Below are 20,444 nucleotides of genomic sequence, written 5' to 3'. Positions count from 1 at the left end.
CTTGGACAGCTATACACCAAAATAATTCAATTTACTTCTGAGACACCACACTAGCATCCATATCTCCCCGAACCCAAGGCGCGACGGAATTCGCTTCACGCCGAACCGGCATGCTGGCGCAAGGCGCGCGTCATGGCGTCCGGAGAGCCGAAACCGCTTCGCGCGGCGACTTTGTCATGTGACCAGTCTGTCTGGCGCAACAGCGCGGCTGCATGCTGGGCGCGGACCTGTGCCACATAGCGGGCTGGAGGGCAGTGCACCTGTGCGGCAAAAGCGCGTGCAAAGTTGCGCGGGCTCATGTGCACGCGGCTGGCTAGTGCCTCCACTGACAGGTCTTCCGTGAGGTGCCCTTGCATCCAAGTGATCAGCTCACGCAGCCGAACCGAGGCGTCGGCCTGGGCCTGCAAGGCCGCGCTGTGCTGGGGGGCAGTGCCGCTGCGCACCATGAACAACGCAAGGTTGCGCGCCACCTGCATGGCGATGGGACGGCCCAGATCCTCCTCGATGAGAGCCAGCGCCATATCCAGACCCGTGGTGACACCGGCGGATGTCCACACATTTCCATCGCGCACAAAGATGCAATCCCGTTGCACATGGGTGCCGGGGCTCAGTTGTGCCAGCAGGTCGCACGCATTGGCATGTGTGGCCGCATTGCGCTGCTCCAGCAGGCCGGCGGCAGCCAGCGCGAAAGCGCCTGTGCACACACTGGCCACGCGCCTAGCGTTCAGCGCGACCTGGGCCAGCCAGGCTCCCGCACCGTCGTCGTAGATCGCACGGCGCAGCGCTGTCTCCTCGCCTCCCGCGACGATCAGGGTGTCGACAGGGTTTTCCAGGTCACGCATGGGCGTGGTGTCGGCCAATGCAAAGCCGGCGCTGGTGCGCACCGTGCCTCCGTGTGGAGATGCCACCGTGACCCGATACGCACCCGGTGCGCCGAGCTCGGCATGGCTGAAAGCGCTGGCCGGTGCGGCTATGTCGAGAGCCTCGACCCCCTCGAACGCCAGCAACACCACACTGCGGCAGAGCGTGGGGTTCGTGTCCTGCGGGGCGGGTGGCTTGGCAGAAAGTGCGGTGAATCTGGCCTGGCGAGGCATGGACTGGGTGTCTAAGCTGGAACGCATGCAATCAAGGCGGGAGATGGGTGTGGCGACATTGTGGCGGCAGTGCGGATGGGCCGTGTTGTGTGCGGGGCTGCTGGCCAGCCCCATGGCCGTGGGGCAAGAGGCAGCGCCGGATGCGCCCGCCCTGGCGGCAGCGTTGCGCGCGGTGGGCAAGCAACCCGTGATTGCCGTGCTGGCACTCAACGAGGGCACCGAGACCACCGATTTCCTGGTTCCCCATGCGGTGCTGCGGCGCGCGGGTGTGGGCACGGTCGAAGTCGTGGCCCCCAAGGCCGGCCAGGTGGTGCTGATGCCCGCCCTGGAGGTGCAGGGAGCACGCGACATGGCTTCGTTTGACGCTGCCCACCCCAATGGCGCGGACATCGTGATCGTGCCAGCCATGCACGTGGACGACGACCCGGCCATCGTCGCTTGGCTCAAAGCGCAGGCGGCCAAAGGCGCCACCATCGTCGGTATCTGCGCCGGTGCGCGCGTGCTGGGCCGGGCGGGGCTACTGGACGGTCGCCGCTTTACCGGGCACTGGTACGACCGCAGCACCTTGCTGCGACGCCATCCCGGTGCCGTCCATGTGCCCGACGAGCGCTATCTGGCCGATGGATCGGTAGTCACCACCACCGGTGTCTCCGCATCGCTGCCCCTGTCGCTGGCCCTGGTGGAAGCGCTGGCCAATACGCCCAGGGCGCGCGCGCTGGCGCATGAGCTGGGCGTTGCCGGATGGGGAGCAAGCCATCGCAGCAGCCGCTTTGGCCTGAACGCGGCACATGTGTGGACTCTCACCATGAACACCCTGCTCTTTTGGCGTCACGAGCGCTTACGAATTCAAGTCGAAGACGGGGCGGACGACATTGCGCTGGCGCTCAGCGCCGATGCATGGTCACGCACCTACCGATCCCGCGCAGAGGCCGTGCACCCGCAGGCGATGTCAGTGCGACTGCGCAGCGGCCTAGTGCTCAACACCATGGTCGCGAGAGGCGATTCGGCACCATCGGTTGTGCTTGGCAGCGAGCGCCCAGCCTGCGCACTGGACAAGAGCCTGGCGGCCATCGGCGCGCGCTATGGCACTACAACGCGCCGCTGGGTGGCAACGCAGATGGAGCACGCAGACGACCCCCTGGACGGTGTGTGTACTGCCCCAGACTAGGAATTCTCTGTACGAATCCTCCACGTCTGCGCTCGGTGAGCACCAAGCATCAGCGTGGCACAGCCAGAACCGATTTGTGAAGCGCTTTGCCGCTTTGAGCGGCGCACAGCTTGGAGCCTTGGCTTTGCCGAAAGGTTTGTGATCAGTTAGTAGCTGTTTGCGCTTTATCCATAAGCGCTAGAGGCCAAAAAGAGCATTGATTTACCGCTCACGCATGCGTCACCCAGCCCGCATGCTCCAGATCATTCAGGTGCGGCAGGGTGTTGAAGGTCTGGAGCATCAACCGTTTGGGCGAGACAGAGAACTCCGTCACCGCGCTGTTGCGGATGCGCATGTTCAGCGCAATCGTCACCTCGGGGGCGGTGCCCAGCACCTCGCCCACGGCGGTCGAGATGGGGCCGCCGCTGCTCACCAGAAGCACGTTTTGCCCTGCGTGGTGGCGGCGCACATGGTCTAGCGCCGCGCGCACGCCGCCGGAAAACTCGTCCCAGCTCGGCATGCCCTGGGGGCTGATGACGCCCGCCATCCACTGCGCCAGCGCATCGCACAGGATGCGAAAGTGCGCGCGGTACCGCTCGGGTGTGTCGGCCTTGCCCAGGGGCTGGGGGTGGATGGCGCTGATGAGCGCATGGCTGTCGTATTCGTTCAGGCCCGGCAGTTGCAGCGCTTCGGGTGTGATTTGCAGGCCCTCGGCAATGCCTTCCAGCGTTTGCGTGTGGCGGCGCAGCGTGCCGGTGATGACGGCGTCAAAGTGCTGGCCGCGTTCGCGCCAGAACTGGCCCAGGCGCACCGCCTGCTGGCGGCCCAGGGGGCTGAGCTGGTCGTAGTCTGCGGCGCCAAACGAGGCCTGGCCATGGCGCACGAGGTAGAGGGTTCCCATGCGGCGAATTGTGAGTATGCGTGTGCTTTCAGCTTGTCGCTAGTGCGACGGATGCTATCAATTCATGAGTTCGGCTGCTGCTGTGCCGCAGCTCTTTAGCGGCTCACTTCAGGTAGCGTTAGTCAATTCGGCAGGAGCGCTGGCTAGAATCCCGTCGGCAAAGCAGGAGGAGGACTGGGTCTACGTCAGAAAACCAGCGGGCTTTGCGGATTTCAACAACTTCAATACCATGAAAAAATCAATATATTTCGTGTTGGCAGTGTCTGTTTTGATGACCGGCTGCGCGTCGGTCGATATGGCTTCCAAAGAGCAATCGGCTAAAGCCAAGGAATTCCAGCAGCCGCCAGCGGGCAAAGCGGGTGTTTACCTATATCGCAATAGTGCCTTTGGCCAGGCGCTAAGCAAGGATTTGCGCATCGACGGCAATTGTGTTGGCGCCAGCGCCCCCAACGTGTTCTTCCATACGCAAGTGGATGGCGGCAAGGTGCACGTGGTGGAGACCGAGTCCGAGTTCTCACCCAACAAGCTGGAGCTGATGTTTGAATCTGGTAAAAACTACTTTATCCGTCAGTTCATCAAGATGGGCGTGTTTGTTGGGGGCGCAGACCTGGAGCAGGTGTCTGAGGAGCAGGGCAAGAACGACATTGCCAAGTTGGAAATGGCCCAAGAGGGTAAGTGCCGCCCGCCTACCAAGTAATGTGAACGCTGCGGCAATGTAAAAGCAAAGTAGACACCAAGAGGGCGCACGGCGCCCTTTTTTTACGGGCAGCGCTTCAGCCTCAAGAGGCTTTGTCGGTCTTCAGCGTCTGAGCGAACATTGGCGCGTCCACGTTGCCGCCCGTCAACGCCAGGCCTACGTGCAGGCCCTTGATCTGGTCGCGCTCCTGCAGCGCGGCCGCCAGCGCCGCGGCGCCTGCACCCTCGGCCACGTTGTGCGTATCGGTGAACAGGGCGCGCATGGCGGCGGCCACCTCGGCGTCGCTCACCTGCACGATGTGGTCGATGTGTGGGGCCATCACGGCCAGGGCCTCAGGGTCGGCCACGCGGCAGGCCATGCCGTCGGCGAGCGCTGTGGTCACGGGCGCCTCGACCACGCGGCCTGCGGCCAGCGAATCGGCATAGGTGGTGGCGTGGCTGCTGACCACGCCAACAATGCGCACCGGATGCTGCAGCGCCAGCTTGGCGGCGATGGCCGAACAGGCGCCCGAGCCCTGGCCGATGGGCACATACACCACGTCGAGCTGCGGCACGGCGCGCAAAAATTCCCACCAGTAGGTGGCAACGCCGCGCAGCAGGTCGGGGTGGAAGCTGGGCACCATGTGGGCGCCGCGCTGGGCGGCCAGTTGCATCGCGTGCTCGCGCGCTTCCTGAAAGTCGTCGCCATGTTCGATGAGCGTGACGCCCAGGGCGCGCATGGCGGCATTCTTTTCGACCGAGTTGCCGCGCGGCACGACGATGGTGCAGGCCACGCCGTGGCGGCGTGCGGCCCAGCCCATGCTCTGGCCGTGGTTGCCGCGCGTAGCGCTGATCACTTCTTGGGGCATAGCGCCGCGCTGGGCCAATTGGTCAAAGTAGGTCAGGCCGCCGCGAATCTTGAATGCGCCCACCGGCGTGTGGTTCTCGTGCTTGAGCCAGCAGTCGGTGCCCAGGCGCTCGCTGAGCAGCCCCCAGCGGTACTGGGGCGTGGCGGCGAAGTCGCGGTACACCACCTGTGCGGCGGCTTCGATGTCGGCCAGGGTAGGCAACAGGGATGTGATGTGGGTGCGGGCGTTCATGCGGCGGCTTTCTTTTGGGTGAGTGACGACAGGGTGACGGGGCCGCGCGGCGTGGCGAGCTGCGCCGTGAGCCGTGGGGCATCTGCGGCGGTGACTGCGACATGGGGCGCCACGCCAACGGCTTCGCACGCCGTTTGCAGCGTGGCCGCCTGCGGGTGCTGCAGGGTGATTTGCTGCAATTGCACCCCGCTGGCGGGCAGGTTGTCGCAAGGGTGCGCGGCGCTCCACTGGATGAGGGTGGGCAGGCAGCCATCCATGAGTCGCAGGCCGTCTTCGCGCACGGTGATCTGCCACTGCAGCAAACCGCTGGGCGTGGGGCGACTGGCGGTCAGGATGTCGCCGCGCTCGATGCCCAGCGTTGCCAGGGCTGCGTGGCGGGCGGTTACGTCAGGCACGCTGGCCACCCAGTGGATTAGCTGGGGGCCGTGTTGTGTCACCTGCTGCTGCAAGGTCGGATCGTCCATGTCAAACCAGCGGCTGGCGCCCGCTGGTCGTTCGCAAGCAGCTCCTGGCTTGATAGCAATAATTTCCAGGTAGGCGCGCGGATGCGCGGGGCTGGAGATATTGAAGATACGGTTGTGGGTACCCATCAGCGGGTGTTCGCCGCCCGCTGTGGGGGTGACGCCCAGCGTGCGCTCGCACCAGGCCACGCCGGTGGCGAGGTCGGAGGCCAGCACGACGAGATGGTCGATGCAGGGGGCGGCGGCGGTGTTCATAGCAGCACCTCGCCCGACACGCAGGTGACCGAGCTGCCGCCTACCCAGATCGTGTCGCCATCCTGCTCCACATACACCCGCCCGGCACGGCCCAGGCAGGTGCCCTGGCTGGCCACGTACTGCGCAGGGGCCAGGCCCGCGCCGATGAGCCACTGGGCCAGCGCGGCGTTCAGGCTGCCGGTCACCGGGTCTTCGGCCAGGCCGTTGTTGCCGGGGAAGAAGGCTCGCACTTCAAACGTGATGCCTTCGGCGTCGGTGCTGCCCACCACGCCGACCTTGCCACGGGGGCCGACGACACCAATGTCCAGCTGGCCGAGGATGGCTCCGTCTGGCTTGAGCGCCAGCACCTGCTCGCTGCTTCGCAGCATCACGCCGCGCCAGTTGGGGCCGTTGTCGCACCAGGCGTGGTGCAGGATGTCGCTGCGTGCCACGCCGAGGCCACGTGCGATCAAGTCCACATCTTCTTCAGCGAGGGGCCCGCTTTTGATCAGCGGTGGCGCGGCAAAGGCCAGGCGCTCGCCGTTCTGGCGCAGCGGAACCAGCCCTACGCCGCACTCCTGCACCACCCGGCCCGCCACCTGGGGCTGGCCACCTGCCTGCAGCCAGGGCGTGGCAGGTGCCCAGTGTGGGGTGCCCGGCAAAGGGCAGCTCGCGCCCTGGGCAGAAAATGCGCACACGGTAGTCGGCCCCGGCGGCGCGGCCCTCGGGGGTGGGCGGTAGCACGAAGGTGGCTTCGGACAGGTTGGTCCAGTTCGTGAACTCCTGCATGGCCTCGGTCGAAAGGCCGGAGCCGTCCAGCACCACGGCCAGCGGGTTGCCGCGGTAGGCGGTGGCGGTGAACACGTCGACTTGCTTGAAGGGGCGTTGGTGCATGGTGGTCAGGGTCCTCGTTGCGAAAAGCGGTCAAACGATGGCGGCGGGAACGCCGGGGGCTGAACCGGGTGGGTGGCCCGGTGTTGTGGGGGCTTTTGTTGCTCGGCGCCCCAGTGGGGGCCGAGCGGGGCGGTCAGCCGCTGGGGTGGGGTGCTGCGCTGTGTGGGGTCATAGCAGCACCGTGCCTTCAATGCAGGTGACGGCATGGCCGCCCACCCAGATCTGGTGGTCGTTGTCCTGGCGGATGTGTACCCGGCCCGCACGGCCCAGGCATTCGCCTTGGGCTACTAGGTAGCTGCGCGGTGCCAGGGCGTCGGCAATCAGCCATTCGGCCAGGCTGGCGTTGAGGGTGCCTGTGACCGGGTCTTCGGGGTTGCCCATGGGGGCGGCAAAGGCGCGTACCACCACACCGGGCAGGCTGGTGTTGTTGGCGTCGGGGCCGACATGGATCACGCCCACGTCCTGGCCCAGGTCTTTGAGTCGCGCGTGGTCGGGCTGCAGGCCCAGCACGGTGTCGGCGCTGTCCAGCAGCAGGCCCAGCCACACGGGGCCGTTGTCCAGCAACTGCGCACCCCGGATCTGCCCAGGGCACAGGCCCAACGCGCTGGCGATCAGCGGCACCAGGGCCGGGCTGGGCGTGCTGCGCTTGAGGGGGGGCGCGGCAAAGGCCAGGGTGCCGTCATCCGCCTGGGCCACGCGCACCAGGCCCAGCGCGCATTCCTGGATCACCATGCCGCTCTGACGCGGGCTGTGGCCTGCCTGCAGCCAGGCATGGCAGGTGCCCAGGGTGGGGTGGCCCGCAAAGGGCAGCTCGCCATTGGGGCTGAAGATGCGCAGGCGGTAGTCGGCCCCGGCGGCCTGCCCGGCCTCGGTGGGGGGGAGCAGAAAGGTGGTTTCCGACAGGTTGGTCCAGGCGGCAAAGCGGCGCATGTCGCTTTCGCCCAGACCCTCGGTATCCAGCACCACGGCCACGGGGTTGCCGTAGCCGGGGCGGTCGCTGAATACGTCGATCTGCTTGAAGGCGCGCTGGTGCATGGCGGATGGGGTTCAGGAGATGGGTTGGTCCAACACGCCCCGAGCGCCGGGGCGGGTGCTGACCATGTTGTACCACCGCTCCAGGTGCGGCCGTGCGGGGCGGTCCAGCGGCAGGCTCCACCAGCGGTGGATCTCGCAGGCCACGGGGATGTCGGCCATGGTGAAGCGCTCGCCCGCCATGAAGGGCTGGTTCGCCAGGTGGGCGTCCAGCATGTCCATCAGGGGCTCGGTGGCTGCGACTGATGCAGCGATCAGCGCGTCGTTGCGCTGCGCGGCGGGCGTGCGCACCCACTGGATAAAAGCATCGCGCCCGGCCGGGTTCAGCGTGGTCTGCTGCCAGTCCATCCACTGTTCGGCCAGGAAGCGCTCGCGCAGCCCCTCGGGGTACAAGTCGCCCGGCGCGTGCCGTACACACAGGTAGCGCACGATGGGGTTGGACTCCCACAGCACGGTGCCGGTGTCCTCATCCTCGATCAGTGGCACCAGGCCATTGGGGTTGAGGCTGAGGTAGTGCGGCTCGCACACGATGCCGAACTGCCCGCCCGCGTCGGTGCGCTGCAGCGTGATGCCCAGCTCTTGCGCGGCCCACACCACCTTGCGCACGTTGATGGACGACAGGCGCCCCCACAGCCTCAACATGCCGGATCAGCCCTTGTGCTCACGGATGGCAGCGGCCAGCGCGGCGATGCCGGTGGCGATCTGCTCCACCGTCGATGTGACGAACGACAGGCGCAGCGTGCGCTGGTCGGCGTTGTCGGCATAAAAAGCCGCGCCGGGCACGAAGGCCACGTTGCGCTCTACTGCCTTGGGCAGCAGCTCGATCGCGCTCATGCCCTCGGGCAGGCGCACCCACAGGAACATGCCGCCGTCGGGGCGGTTCCAGTGCACGCCCAGGCCAGCCATCTCCTTGGTCAGTGCGGCCAGCATGGCCTCGCACTGCTCTTTGTACAGCGCGCGGATGGTGGGCACATGGCGGTCCAGGAAGTTGCCCTTCATCACCTCGGCCACCAGGCGCTGGTTGTAGCCGGGGGTGTGCAGGTCGGCGGCCTGCTTGGCCTGCAGCAGTTTGGGGTACACGGCTTTGGGCGCCACCACAAAACCCAGGCGCAGGCCGGGGGCCAGCACCTTGGAGAACGAGCCCATGTAAATGCAGCCGTCGGGATTGCGGGCGGTGAGCGGCGCGGGCGGTGGGTTGTCAAACCACAGGTCGCCGTAGGGGTTGTCTTCTACCAGGGGCAGATTCAGCTCGGCAGCGGCAGCCACCAGCGCGGCGCGGCGCGCATCGGTCATGGTGCGGCCCGTGGGGTTCTGGAAGTTGGGCAGCACGTACAAAAAGCGTGCCTTGTCGGCACCCGTGCCCACCTTGGCCTTGAGGTCGTCGATGAGCACGCCTTCATCGTCGCTGGCCACGGCCACCACCTTGGGTTCCATGGGCGTGAACGCCTGCAACGCACCCAGGTAGGTGGGGGTTTCGACCAGCACGCGGCTGTCGGTGTCGATGAGCACTTTCGCAATCAAGTCCAGCGCCTGTTGCGAGCCGGTGGTGATGAGGATCTGGTCTGCATCTACGTCCCAGGGCAGGAAGTCGGCAATCGCCTGGCGCAGCGGGCCGTAGCCTTCGCTGGCGGCGTATTGCAGGGCGCCGGGGCCGTCCTGGGCCAGCACGGCGGCCGAGGCAGCGGCAAAAGCCGACACCGGGAAGGTCTTGGGCGAGGGCAGACCGCCCGCCAGGCTGATGATGCCGGGCTTCTCGGTGACCTTGAGGATCTCGCGGATGACCGAGGGGTTCATGCGCTCGGCGCGGCGGGCCAGGGTCCAGGTGCTGGTGGTCTGCGGAAGGTCGTTCAGTTTCACTTTCGTTCTCCTAGGGGTGGTGCCCAAGTGGCCACCCGCGTTGCAAAGTCAATATCGCAAAAAATCAAAACTCAGTCCACGACAAACAGGGTGGCCCCTTGGGGTGCCGTAGACCGGTGGGGTTCTGCATTGTCCGCCACCTGGTAGCTCATGCCCGCTGTCAGGGTGAACTGGCGGCCATCCTGCAGCTCGGTGTGCAGCTCGCCGCTCAGGCACAGCAGCACGTGGCCTTTTGCGCACCAGTGGTCGGAGACATAACCCGGCGTGTACTCCACCATGCGCACGCGCACATCGCCAAACTGCTGGGTGCGCCAGAACGCCTGACCGGCTTTGGCGGATTTTTCTTCGCGTGGCACCGTGGTCCAGTCGGTGGTGGCAAACGGAATATGGTGCATCTTCATGTGGCGGGCCTTGGTGTGGTGTGAACGGGCATCCGCTTGCCCACGAACACCGTGGCAATCACGGCGATGGCAAACACCACAGTGACGGCATCCAGGTGTTCACCCAGCAATGGCACGGCAAACAACAGGCTCAAGAAGGGTTGAATCAGCTGGATCTGGCTGACCCGCACGGCGCCCAGCGCCAGCGCGCGGTACCACGCGAAGAAGCCGATCCACATCGAAAACAGCGCCACATAGAGAAACCCCACCCAGCTCATCGCACCGATGGCCGATGGCGCTGCGGGTGCGAACCACCAGGCAACCGGCAGCGTCAGCGGCAGGCTGCACACCAGCACCCAGCAGATGACCTGCTCGGCCCCCAGGCGCGGCGTGAGGCGGGCGCCGCCGATGTAGCCGAAAGCGCCTGTTGTCATGGCGATCAGCAGGTAAATGTTGGCCGCACCCAGGTACAGGCCGCCTGCCCGCCACACCATGAAACCCAGCACCAGCCCGCTGCCCAGAACCGCGCAGGCCCAGAAGCCCGCCGAGGGCCGCTGCCGGAACCACAGCGCGCCCAGCAAGGCGGTAGACAGTGGCAGCAGCGCCGTCACCACCGCGCCGTGGGTGCTGGGCACATGGCGCAGCGCCAGCGCCAGAAACAGCGGAAACCCCACGATCACGCCAAACGCCGTGATGCCCAAGAGCGGCCACTCGGCCCGGACCGGCAGGTTCAGGCGCCCCTGCGCGCGCTGCCACAGCAGGTAGCCGATGGACAGCAGCCCCGCCACGGCGGCGCGCCCAAAGGTGACGAACCAGGGGGAGAGCTGGGGCGCATCGGTGGAGCCCACCGCCAGCCGCGTCATCGGCAGGGTGGCGGCAAACAGCGTCACGCCCACCAGGCCCCAGAGCAGGGCTTCTTTTTCCTGAGAGCGGTTCATAGGGTCAGCATCCAATACGCAGTCACCACCAGCACCAGGGCCAGTGCACGGTTGAACCACAGCAGGCGCGAGCCTTGCGCCAGCCACTGGCGCAGCAGCGAGCCGATCAGGGCGTAGGTGAAATTGCTGGTGAAGGCAAACAGCATCATCACGCCGCAGACGATGGCCAGGCGCTCGCCGGGGTTGGTGGCAGGCTGCCCGGACGCGTTGACCACCCAGCCCGCGCTGAGCGTGAGCGCCAGCATCCAGGCCTTGATGTTCACGAACTGCAGGCCCACGCCCTGCCAGAAGGTCACGTTCAGCCGCGTGGTGTCGATGGCCGTCATCTGGTTGGCGCGGCTGAGCTTGAAGGCCAGCCAGAGCATGTAGGCCACGCCCAACGCCGTGACGGCCCAGCGCAGCGCGGGCACGCCGGTGATGAGGGCGCCCAGGCCCAGGCCGCTGCCTAGCATGAGCAGCGTCCAGCCTGCCGGCACTGCTAGGCAAAAACGCAGCGCGCGTTGAAGGCCCAGGTTGGCGGCCAGCGCGGTGGACAAGGTGGTGTTGGGCCCCGGCGAAAAGCTCATGGCGGTGCAAAACAGCAGCAGGGCGGTGAGTTCGGCAGCGCTCATGGTAGGTGGTGCGGGGGCAGGCTTGTGTGTGGCGTGGGTTCAATGTAATCTTGCATATCAGTATACCACCAATACAGTTGTTCAGCGCAGTATCTGATCTGTATTGGTTGTGAAAACAGTACACCGTGCGGGACCCTTGCCATGCTGATGAAATCCTCCACCCAGTCGCTCACCGAGCAGTTGTCGGCCCGGATCTCCGAGCGCATCCGCAACCGTCTGCTGGCGCCCGGCGCGCGCCTGCCGTCGGTGCGCCAGTGCGCGCAGCAAAATGGGGTGAGCCCCTCCACCGTGGTGGCCGCTTATGACCAGTTGCTGGCGCAGGGGCTGGTGGAGGCGCGCAAGAACCGGGGGTTTTTCGTGCGCGAAAGCGGCCGTGGGGCTGATGGCGAGGCGCGCCCGGAGGGTTTGGCGCGGGAGAGCGCCGCCCAAGGGCTTGCGCAGCATTCCGCCGGGCGCGGCGGGCGGGGCGCATTGCCCGTGAACGCGACGGCGCTGATTCGGGGCATGTTCCACAACGACAGCGACAAACCCCAGCCCGGCACGGGTGTGTTCCCGCCTGAGTGGCTGGAGTCGAGCTTTCTGCCCGCCGCCGTGCGCAAGGTGACCAATTCGCGCAGCCTGCAGGACTATTCGCTGCAGTACGGTGAGCCGCTGGGCGACTCGGGCCTGCGCCGCCTGCTGGCCAAGAAACTGGCCACGCTCAATGTGCACACCGCGCCTGAGCACATCATCACCACCGTGGGCGCCACCCATGCGCTCGACATCGTGAGCCGCACCCTGTTGCGCCCTGGCGACCCGGTCATGGTGGAGGAGCCCGGCTGGGCCGTGGAATTTGCGCGCCTGGCGGCCCTGGGCATGCACATCCTGCCCGTGCCGCGCCGTGCGGATGGGCCGGACCTGGAGGTGATGGCCAAATACTGCGAGGTGCATCAACCCAAGCTCTATGTGAGCGTGAGCGTGTTCCACAACCCCACGGGCTATTGCCTCACGCCGGGCAGCGCGCACCGCATCCTGCAACTGGCCAACCAGCACAACTTCCATGTGGTGGAAGACGACACCTACAGCCACATCGCCCCCGAGCACGCCACGCGCCTCACCGCGCTCGACGGCCTGCAGCGCACCATCTATGTGAGCGGCTTTGCCAAAATCCTGGCGCCCAACTGGCGCATCGGCTACCTGGCCGCACCGCCCGCGCTGGTGGAGCAGTTGCTTGACACCAAGCTGCTGGCCACGCTCACCACGCCCGCGTTGCTGGAAAAGGCCCTGGCCTTGTGCATTGAGCAGGGCCAGTTGCGCCGCCACGCCGAACGCATCCGTACCCGCCTGGATGCGGCGCGCGCCCGCAGCGTCAAGCTGGCGTTGGGCGCGGGCTGCAGCTTTGCGGCCGAGCCCGCAGGGTTGTTTGGCTGGGTGGAGACGGGGGTGGACACGGACGCGCTGTCACAGCGCATGCTGGACGAGGGCTACCTGCTGGCGCCCGGTGCGCTGTTCCACGCCGAGCGCAAGCCCAGCACGCTGATGCGCATCAACTTTGCGACCACGCAGGACGCGGCGTTCTGGGCCGTCTTTGCGCGGCTGGTGCGTGCGCAGGCCTAGCCGTTACTCCACATCTACCGGTTCAGGTGGCTCGGGTGGTTCAGGCGGCTCTGGGGGCTCGGGCGGCTGAATGATGTTTTCGTACTCGTAGTCTGGCTCTGGCGTGACCTGTGTGCGCGCCAGGAACACCATGTCGGCGTAGCCATACTGCACGCCCGTCAGACCCAGTGTGGGGAAGGTGTTGGAGTTGCACTGGTTGCAGTAGCGTGTGCCGAGGAAGTTCAGGGCCGGGTGCAGGCGTGGGGCCTGGTTGTAGTAGTAGCCGTCGCCAGCGCCTTGTTGCAAGGTCAGCATGTACTCCCGCCCCTGGGACAGCCACACCGGCGCAGCAGACTGGGTGTACGAATACTGTGCGGCGGGGCCGTTCACCTGCAGCTGCATCAGCTGTGTGCGCGTGGGCACGTCCCACAGTGTCACTATGCGCGGCGAGCCCTGGGGCTCGTTCTTGCCCAAGGCCACCACCAACAGGTCCTGCCGCGCTTCGAAGCGTACGCCTCGTAGCGAATGGGGTGCCTGCGAGACCTTGCCGCCGCCCAGTTGCTGACTGGCCGAGTGGTGGGCCAGGTCGCTGAAGTCGAAGACCGTGAGGGTGCTGGCCAGCGCCGCTGCGTCGGGGTTGGTGGCCCGTGGGTTGCCACGGTACATATAAAAGCGCGTGACGCTGTTGGCGGCCAGGTGCGGCAGCCGTATCCAGACCTGCATGCGATGGGTGCCAAGCCCGGCCTGGACCCAGTACGGCAGCGATTGTGTGCCTGCCGTGTCAAGGCCGAAACGCAGGTCGCCTGCGTCCGCGCGCAACTGCCCGACGGCCGCCAGGGCTGCGGCATCAAGCTCCAGCGGCAACTGGTAGTTCGCCACGTCTTGGTTGCTGCGGTTGAACACGCGCACCTCGTCCACGTATGTCCAGCCCGCGGGCTGGGCAAGAACGGGTATGGCAAGACCCAAACCGGCGAGAAGGGCGCTGGCATGGCGCCATGAACGGAGGGCGAAATGCATGGGAGTTCCTGAAAACAAAAAAACAGGGAAGGTAGCCGTATTGTCGCGCGCCGCGCGGCTCAGTGCCGCTGGACCTTGAGATCGCTGAGCACCCGTAGCAGCGCGCGGTTGACCTCTTCCAGGTCCATCTCGAAGGTTTCGCACAGTTGGCGGATGGCGCTGGCGTCGTCGGTCTCTAGCGCGCAGGCCATCTGCAGGCCGCTGGTGTAGGGGCCGGTGTGCAGCACCGTGGCGTCGTAGATGCGCTCGGACAGGGGCAGGCGGCGCAGGATGGTGCCCAGGGGCTCGCCGAGCAACTCGTCCAACTGCGAGAACAGGCCGCACAGGTAGATTTCGCGGCGCAGGTCGTTTTCGATGCCTGCGTCCAGCAGGCGGGCGGTGAGCTGGGCGCGGACCAACATGGCCTCGCGCACGGGCAGCATATTGGGCTCGGTGCTGGCGTGGGGCAGTTGGTCAGACAACCAGCGCTTGATGGAGCTGTAGCCCATCATCACCAGGCCCCGGCGCAGCGAGTCGATGCCGGTGCGCAAACCCAAAGCGGCCGAGTTCGTATAGACCATGAAACGGTACGCGAGCAGCGGGTCCTCGCCCATGATGTCTTCAAAGGTCTCCAGCGACTGCTCCGCGTCGATGGCCTTCATGAGCTTGAAGATCACCGCGTGCGACGGCTGCTGTGGATGGTGGCGCAGGCTGTAGAGCACGTCTTCCGATGGCCAGCCCACCAACGCCATTGCGTTGCCATGGTCGAGGCAGTGCTCCATGAGCGCGCGGCTGGCCACGTTCTCGTACATCTGCCCGGCCAGCACAGGGCTGGAGATACGCGCTGGCTTGTGGGCAGGCATGCCAGGGCGAGCGGGGGCGGTTTGGAGGGCGGCCACCGCATCTTCGGGGTGCAGGGTCAGCAGGCTGTTGTCAAAAAAACGGGCGATGCCTGGCTCCGGGAGCTTGCTGGCGTCGCCACGCCACACGAGCCGCAGCCCGCGCTGGTGGGCGGCTTCGACGCGCTCGTAAATGGCCGAGTCCGAGAGCCATTCGTCGCGCACCTCGATCCAGGGGGCTCCACGCGGCGCGCTTTCGAGCAGGTTGTACAGCAACTGGCGCGTCTGGGCGGAAATCAGCAGCGGCGGCGAGCTGGCGGACCACAGCTCCTGCAGGGTGCGCAGCAGGTGGGCGGCGTCCACCACGGCCGATGTTTCGTTGTGGGCATACAACTGGATACCGGCCAGCTTGCGGGCTCGGTTCCACAAAGGGCGGTAGCCCAGAATCAGACTGCCAAGGACAGATTGGACCATGTGCTCTCAGGCGTTGCCTCGCCGTTGGGGCCTGTCCCCGCCTGGGTTGTGCGGCGTGGAAAAACCCGCTTTAACTGATGAAATTGAACAGTGACAACTTTTGAACCTGAGCATAGGACTTGAGTGCTGCCTCGTAGCCCACCTGCTGGTTCTGGAAGTCCGAAATCCCCTTGATCATATCGAGATCCTCGGCCCGCGAGCGGTCGCCTTCGAGCTGGATGGAGCGCTTTTCCTGGTCGCCCGTGATTCGGTCCGCGCGGTTGAGCAATTCGCCCGCATAGCTGCGCATGTTGTGCACGCGCTCCAGCCCGGTGTCGATGTTGGCCAGCGCCTGCCCCACGGCCTGGATGGCGGCGTTGTTGTTGGGTGCATTGCGGATGCCGTTGATCGCGCTGTCCAGCGTGCTGAACATGCTGGGGCTGGGCGCGAGGCTGACGGCGTCGCCGTTGGCGGGGTTGCCCTTGATGTCGAAAGCCAGCCCCGGAATCCCGGCAATGGAGATGGTCACCGGCTTGTCGGAGGGGTAGTCGGGCACCACCACGGGGGCAGAGACGGCGCCCGTGGTGGTGTTGGTGATGGTGTAGGTGGCGGTGCTAGTGCCCAGGGTGGCACCTGGGCCCACGGCGCTGAAGGTGATGCTGTAGTTGTCACCCGTCACCAGGGACAGGTCGGTAGGCGTGACCGCCGTGGTGGTGAGCTGTCGGCCTGCGGGGATGGTGCTGACACCGGCGGTGTAAACGCCGTCGCGGTTGGGGTCGAACATGAAGGCCGAGTCGCCGTCGAGGGCGCCGGGCACGGTCACGCCGGTGCTGGCCGTTTGGCCGGGCAGGCCCTGGAAGTTGTAGTCGGGCGAGGCACTCAGCGGGCCCAGGAACGGCGCCAGCGCACTGCCCAGTGCGCTCAGCAGCGGAATGCCGTTGGTGTCCTTGCGGTTGGCGACCTCCAGCAACTGCTCGCGCAGGCCCTGCAACTGGTTGGCAACGGTGGCGCGGTCATTGGGGGTCATGCTGGCGTCGCCTGCGCTCACCACCAATTCGCGGAAGTTCTGGATCAGGTTCACCGCATCGCCCAGCGACGATTCGCCCTGGGCGATGGCGTTGCGCTGGGTTTCCAGGGCACGCTGCTCGGTCTGGATGCGCGACAGGCGGTTGAGCGCACGCTCGGCCTGCGCGGCCGACACCGGGTCGTCGCTGGCCCGCACTACGCGCTTGCCCGAGGTGAGGTTCTCCTGCAGGTTCGACAGGTTGGTCTGCCGCGCGCCCAGGTTGCGCAGGGCGTTGTCGTACATGTTGGCGGTGCCAAGGCGGTAGATGTTGTTGCTCATATCGAACTCCTAGCTCCCGGACGGCGGTCAGCGGCCCATGCCCTGTATCAGCGAGTCAAAGATGTTTTGCGCAATCTGGATCATTTTCGATGACGCCTGGTAGGCCTGCTGGTACTGGATCAGCCGGGCGGCCTCCTCGTCGAGGTTCACACCCGAGATCGCCGTGCGGTCGCGCTCCAGGTTGGCGGCGATAGTGGTGGACATCTCTGCCGAAAACAGGGCGTTCTGCGTGCGCGTGCCCACCTGCGCCATCGCGCCCGCGTAGCCGTCGGTGAGCGTGGATTCGTCGAACATCTTCACGTCGCGCAAGCCCATCATCGCGTTGGCATTGCCCGAGTTGCGGGTGAAGGTGTCGCCGTACTGCGGATCGGTGGCATTGCCGATGACCACTGTGTCCCCCGTATTCGGAGAGCCTTGCAGCTTGATCTCCCAGCCATTGATGGTGATGGGTGCGCCCGGTGTGTAAGGCTGTGCCGTGGCCACGGTGGTGGGAGGTGCGGTGCCGCGGTTGAGCACGTCGTAGGTGGTGGGCGGGCCCGCAGTGAACCGCAACTGGATGCCGCCCAGGATGGGGGGCAGTGCCGCCGGGTTGGCGTTGGGCGGCAGCACCAGCCCCGGCGGGTTGGGCAGGCCGGTGGCCTTGAGGCCCGCGAGCTGCATGGTGCCGCCGTTGGCGGTGCCCATGGCCGCGTTGATGGGGTTGGCCACCGCCAGGTCGCGCGGCGAATACACCAGCGACTGGATGTTGCTCGCGGCCGTGCTGAACGGCTTGAACAGCATGCGCTCGCCGGGATTGCCGGGAGTGGTCAGATTGAAGGTGAGACCGTCGATCTGCAGCGTGGCCAGGTTGGTCGCGTCGGTGAAAGCGGTGGATTTTCCGTCTGACAAGCGCACCACCTGCCCGGCCGTACCGGTGGTGAAGCGGATCTCGTAGTCCGACGCCGCGAATTGTGTGGGGCCGGTGAACGACACCGAGCCCACGCCCGCGCCGTTGGTGTGGCCAGGCATGCTGGCGGGCACGGCGAACAAATCCTTGCCCAGCGCGCCATCCAGCGTGAGGCCCAGGTTGTGCTGATCGTTCATCGTCATGCCGATGGCCATTGCCATGCGGCCCAGCAGGTTGCGCCCTTCGGCCAAGTCGTTGTTGTTGAAACGCAGCAGGCCCGACATGGATCCGCCGCCCAGCACGTTCTCGTCCATCTCGATGGGCGTGGCCCCCGGACGGTTGAAGAACAGCTTGATCTGGCCGCTGCCGGGGAACGCCGTGGCGTCGCCGACCGACAGGCCCGTGGCCGTGGTGCCCAGCACCAGCGGCTGGCTGCCTGCCACGAACAGCCCTATGGTGCCGTCGTCGGCCGGGATCTGTGTGGTCTGCACGTACTGGTTGATGTCGCGGATGATCTGGTCGCGCTGGTCCAGCAGGTCGTTGGGCGTCTGGCCGTTGCCCTTGGCGCGCGCGATCTGCTCGTTGATGCTGGCCATCTGCGCGGCCAGGCTGTTCACCGCCTTGACGCTGCTATCAAGCTGCTCGGTCACGGTGTATTGGATCTCGGTGATCCGGTCGGCGGCCGCGCGCATGCGGGCTGCGGTCTCGTCCATGCGCGTGAGCACCACCGTGCGGGCCGTGATGTCGGTGGGCGCGCTCACGACGTCCGAGAACGCGTTCATCATGTCGTTGATGGCAGCGCCCAGCCCGGCGGTGCCGCCGCTGAAAATCTCCTGCAACTGGCGCAGACGCTCGCCACGCACGATGTCCGCCGACTGCACCGAACCCGCCGTGGCCGACTGGCGCGTGAGCAGCTCGCTCTGGTTGCGCAAAATGGTTTGCACATCCACGCCCTGGCCGATGTAGCCGCCGCCCGTGAACTGGCCCTGCACAGTCTGCAGCACCACGGTCTGGCGCGAATAGCCGGGCGTGTTGACGTTGGCGATGTTGTGGCCCGCAGTCTGCAGGGCCATCTGGTTGGCCAGCAGGGCGCGGGCGCCGACGTTGAGCAGGCTCATGGCTTACCTCGGTTCTTTCCCGCGCGTCATGCCTGGGAGCGCTGCACACGCAGTGCGCTGTTGATGGCGCCGCTGAGTTTTCGCGCGTACTCGGGGTCGGTGGCGTAGCCAGCTTTTTGCAGCTCGGCCGCATAGGCCACTGCCGAGCCGCCCTTGGCGGTGGCCTGGGCCTTTTCGTAGCGCGGGCTTTCGGTGATCAGCCGGGCATAGTCGCGGAACGAATCCTCGTAGGAGTCGTAGGCGCGGAACTTGGCTGTCACCTTGCGGGGGGTGCCGTCGATGTACTCGGTGGTGGTGATCTCGGCCACTTTGCCCGTCCAGCCCTTGCCCGCCTTGATGCCGAACAGGTTGAAAGAGTTGGAGCCGTCCTTGTGGCGGATTTCGCTCTTGCCCCAGCCCGTCTCATGGCCGGCCTGGCCGAGCATGAAACTCGCGGGGATGCCGCTCTCCTGGGCCACGCGCTCGGCGGTGCCAGAGAGGTGCTGCACGAAACCATCGCGGCCTTTGGGTGCCTGCTGGGTGGCTTCGGGAGGCGTGCCGGTGGCGGTTGGTGCGGCAGTGCGGGGCAGGGCCTGGTGCAGGCTCAGGGTCGAAGGCACAGAGAAGGTGGTGTCCGCTCCGCCCATCTGGCGTGAGAGCTGGCGTGCAATGGCTTCGGAAAGCCCGCCCTGCATGCCCGCCATGTTGACGGACAACTGCTGGTCGAACAGGTCCTGCCCCAGGTCGGCCTGGCCGCCTTCCATGAGGCCGGACTTCATCGTGGCGTCGCGCATGCTTTTGATCAACTCGCGCATGAAAAGCGACTCGAACTGCTTGGCCACCTCGCGGGTGGTTTGGGCATTGTTGGCGGTGCCCGCGTCGTACTTGAGGGCGTTGAGCGATCGAATGTCAACGGCCAGCGCATTCGACGTGCTGCTGCTGCTGCTGGTGGTTCCAGATGAAGGCAAGGTAAGGGCCATGGCTGCTGCTCCTCCCGGTCAGATCACTTCCAGCTCGGCGTTGAGTGCGCCTGCAGCCTTGATGGCCTGCAGGATGGCCAGCAGGTCGCCCGGCGTGGCGCCCAGCGAATTGAGGGCCTTGACCACGTCCGCAAGCTGCGGTGAAGGGGGCATCTGAATGACGTTGCCCGGCTCCTGGTTGATGGTGATGTCGCTCTTTTGCGTGACCACCGTCTGCCCTTGCGAGAACGGGGCAGGCTGGCTGATGACGGGGGTGGAGCTGATGGTGATGGACAGGTTGCCGTGCGCGATGGCGCAAGGGCCCAGGGTGACCGACTGGTTGAGCACCACCGACCCCGTTCGGGCGTTGATCACCACCTTGGCGGCGGGCGCCGAAGCCTCCAGCGGCAATTCCTCCAGGTCGGCGATGAAACCGACGCGGGCGCCGGGGTCCATTGGCGCGCGCACCTGCACTGTGCGGCCGTCCAGCGCCGTGGCCAGGCCGCTGCCCAGCTTGGCGTTGATGGCCTGCGCCACGCGGCGGGCCGTTTGGAAGTCGGAGGCGTTGAGCCCAAGGTTGATGGTGTCGCCCTCGTTGAGCGGCGTGGGCACGGCCCGTTCGACCTGTGCTCCGAGCGGGATGCGGCCTGCGCTCAGGTGGTTGATCTGCACTTTGCTGCCGCCCGCCGAGGCACCGGCGCCGCCCACCACCATGTTGCCTTGCGCCAGCGCGTAGATTTCGCCATCGGCGCCGCGCAGGGGCGTGACGATCAGGGTGCCGCCCTTGAGCGACTTGGCATTGCCCATGGAGGACACGTTCACGTCGATCTGCTGGCCCGGTTGGGCAAAAGCGGGGAGTTGCGCCGTGACGATCACGGCCGCCACGTTCTTGAGCTGCAGTTGCGAAGCCGAGCTGGGTGGCAGGCTGATGCCCATCTGCTGCAGGTAGTTGGACATGGCCTGCGTGGTG

19 protein-coding genes and 1 pseudogene are annotated in these 20,444 nt (G+C 66.2%); 3 read left to right on the top strand and 17 right to left on the bottom strand.

Features of this window, described 5'->3' with window-relative positions; translation table 11 throughout:
• Positions 1–95: 95 nt before the first annotated feature.
• Positions 96–1,094: a DJ-1/PfpI family protein gene (locus tag Q0105_RS06350; RefSeq protein ID WP_298209910.1), complete on the bottom strand. Its 999-nt coding sequence runs from the start codon at positions 1,092–1,094 to the stop codon at positions 96–98.
• A 49-nt stretch (positions 1,095–1,143) separates the two neighbouring features.
• Between Q0105_RS06350 and Q0105_RS06345 the strand changes: the two genes are divergently transcribed.
• Entirely contained in the window at positions 1,144–2,262 is a 1,119-nt protein-coding gene (locus Q0105_RS06345) for a DJ-1/PfpI family protein (protein ID WP_298209907.1), read from the top strand.
• Between the two features lie 208 nt (positions 2,263–2,470).
• On the opposite strand, the gene Q0105_RS06340 is transcribed toward Q0105_RS06345, so the two are convergent.
• On the bottom strand, positions 2,471–3,142 hold the full coding sequence (locus Q0105_RS06340; RefSeq protein ID WP_298209905.1) for a histidine phosphatase family protein: 672 nt from the start codon (positions 3,140–3,142) through the stop codon (positions 2,471–2,473).
• A gap of 64 nt (positions 3,143–3,206) precedes the next feature.
• Between Q0105_RS06340 and Q0105_RS06335 the strand changes: the two genes are divergently transcribed.
• Positions 3,207–3,839, top strand: a complete 633-nt coding sequence (locus Q0105_RS06335) for a DUF2846 domain-containing protein (protein WP_298209903.1) — start codon at positions 3,207–3,209, stop codon at positions 3,837–3,839.
• A gap of 82 nt (positions 3,840–3,921) precedes the next feature.
• Here the strand turns inward: Q0105_RS06335 and Q0105_RS06330 are convergent, their stop codons facing one another.
• From Q0105_RS06330 to Q0105_RS06290, 9 genes and pseudogenes are all read right to left on the bottom strand, one after another.
• The gene (locus Q0105_RS06330) at positions 3,922–4,917 is read right to left on the bottom strand and encodes a threonine dehydratase (protein WP_298209901.1); all 996 of its coding nucleotides are present in this window, start codon (positions 4,915–4,917) and stop codon (positions 3,922–3,924) included.
• A complete protein-coding gene (locus Q0105_RS06325; protein ID WP_298209899.1) occupies positions 4,914–5,633 on the bottom strand; it encodes a VOC family protein in 720 nt (239 codons plus the stop codon). The genes Q0105_RS06330 and Q0105_RS06325 overlap by 4 nt, the downstream gene beginning before the upstream one ends.
• Positions 5,630–6,506 (bottom strand): annotated as a pseudogene (locus Q0105_RS06320) (PhzF family phenazine biosynthesis protein). The gene Q0105_RS06325 and the pseudogene Q0105_RS06320 overlap by 4 nt, the downstream one beginning before the upstream one ends.
• Before the next feature lie 168 nt (positions 6,507–6,674).
• Positions 6,675–7,541, bottom strand: coding sequence for a PhzF family phenazine biosynthesis protein (locus tag Q0105_RS06315; RefSeq protein WP_298209898.1), 867 nt, complete (start codon positions 7,539–7,541; stop codon positions 6,675–6,677).
• Positions 7,542–7,553: 12 nt separating this feature from the next.
• Entirely contained in the window at positions 7,554–8,180 is a 627-nt protein-coding gene (locus tag Q0105_RS06310; RefSeq protein ID WP_298209897.1) for a glutathione S-transferase, read from the bottom strand.
• 6 nt (positions 8,181–8,186) lie between these two features.
• Positions 8,187–9,395, bottom strand: a complete 1,209-nt coding sequence (locus tag Q0105_RS06305; protein ID WP_298209896.1) for a PLP-dependent aminotransferase family protein — start codon at positions 9,393–9,395, stop codon at positions 8,187–8,189.
• Between the two features lie 71 nt (positions 9,396–9,466).
• Complete coding sequence (locus Q0105_RS06300) at positions 9,467–9,796, bottom strand: DHCW motif cupin fold protein (RefSeq protein WP_298209894.1); 330 nt, start codon at positions 9,794–9,796, stop codon at positions 9,467–9,469.
• On the bottom strand, positions 9,793–10,713 hold the full coding sequence (locus Q0105_RS06295; protein ID WP_298209892.1) for a DMT family transporter: 921 nt from the start codon (positions 10,711–10,713) through the stop codon (positions 9,793–9,795). The genes Q0105_RS06300 and Q0105_RS06295 overlap by 4 nt, the downstream gene beginning before the upstream one ends.
• Positions 10,710–11,324 carry a LysE family transporter gene (locus Q0105_RS06290; RefSeq protein ID WP_298209889.1) on the bottom strand — a complete coding sequence of 205 codons (615 nt, stop codon included), beginning with the start codon at positions 11,322–11,324 and terminating at the stop codon, positions 10,710–10,712. Before Q0105_RS06290 ends, Q0105_RS06295 begins: the two co-directional genes overlap by 4 nt.
• A gap of 141 nt (positions 11,325–11,465) precedes the next feature.
• On the opposite strand from Q0105_RS06290, the gene Q0105_RS06285 reads away from it, so the two are divergent.
• Positions 11,466–12,920: a PLP-dependent aminotransferase family protein gene (locus Q0105_RS06285; RefSeq protein WP_298209887.1), complete on the top strand. Its 1,455-nt coding sequence runs from the start codon at positions 11,466–11,468 to the stop codon at positions 12,918–12,920.
• Between the two features lie 3 nt (positions 12,921–12,923).
• Here the strand turns inward: Q0105_RS06285 and Q0105_RS06280 are convergent, their stop codons facing one another.
• The 6 genes from Q0105_RS06280 to Q0105_RS06255 form a co-directional block, all read right to left on the bottom strand.
• Positions 12,924–13,916, bottom strand: coding sequence for a DUF2341 domain-containing protein (locus Q0105_RS06280; protein ID WP_298209885.1), 993 nt, complete (start codon positions 13,914–13,916; stop codon positions 12,924–12,926).
• A gap of 59 nt (positions 13,917–13,975) precedes the next feature.
• Complete coding sequence (locus Q0105_RS06275) at positions 13,976–15,208, bottom strand: HDOD domain-containing protein (protein ID WP_298209883.1); 1,233 nt, start codon at positions 15,206–15,208, stop codon at positions 13,976–13,978.
• 70 nt (positions 15,209–15,278) lie between these two features.
• Entirely contained in the window at positions 15,279–16,532 is a 1,254-nt protein-coding gene (gene flgL, locus Q0105_RS06270) for a flagellar hook-associated protein FlgL (RefSeq protein ID WP_298209881.1), read from the bottom strand.
• 27 nt (positions 16,533–16,559) lie between these two features.
• The gene (gene flgK / locus Q0105_RS06265) at positions 16,560–18,536 is read right to left on the bottom strand and encodes a flagellar hook-associated protein FlgK (RefSeq protein WP_298209879.1); all 1,977 of its coding nucleotides are present in this window, start codon (positions 18,534–18,536) and stop codon (positions 16,560–16,562) included.
• A 26-nt stretch (positions 18,537–18,562) separates the two neighbouring features.
• A complete protein-coding gene (gene flgJ, locus Q0105_RS06260; RefSeq protein ID WP_298209877.1) occupies positions 18,563–19,495 on the bottom strand; it encodes a flagellar assembly peptidoglycan hydrolase FlgJ in 933 nt (310 codons plus the stop codon).
• Between the two features lie 18 nt (positions 19,496–19,513).
• On the bottom strand, positions 19,514–20,444 hold a 931-nt coding region (locus Q0105_RS06255; protein ID WP_298209875.1), incomplete at its 5' end, for a flagellar basal body P-ring protein FlgI.

The organism is Acidovorax sp. (assembly GCF_027492855.1).
In the GTDB taxonomy this organism is placed as follows: Bacteria; Pseudomonadota; Gammaproteobacteria; order Burkholderiales; family Burkholderiaceae_C; genus Acidovorax.
This window is presented reverse-complemented; position numbering and strand designations above follow the sequence as displayed.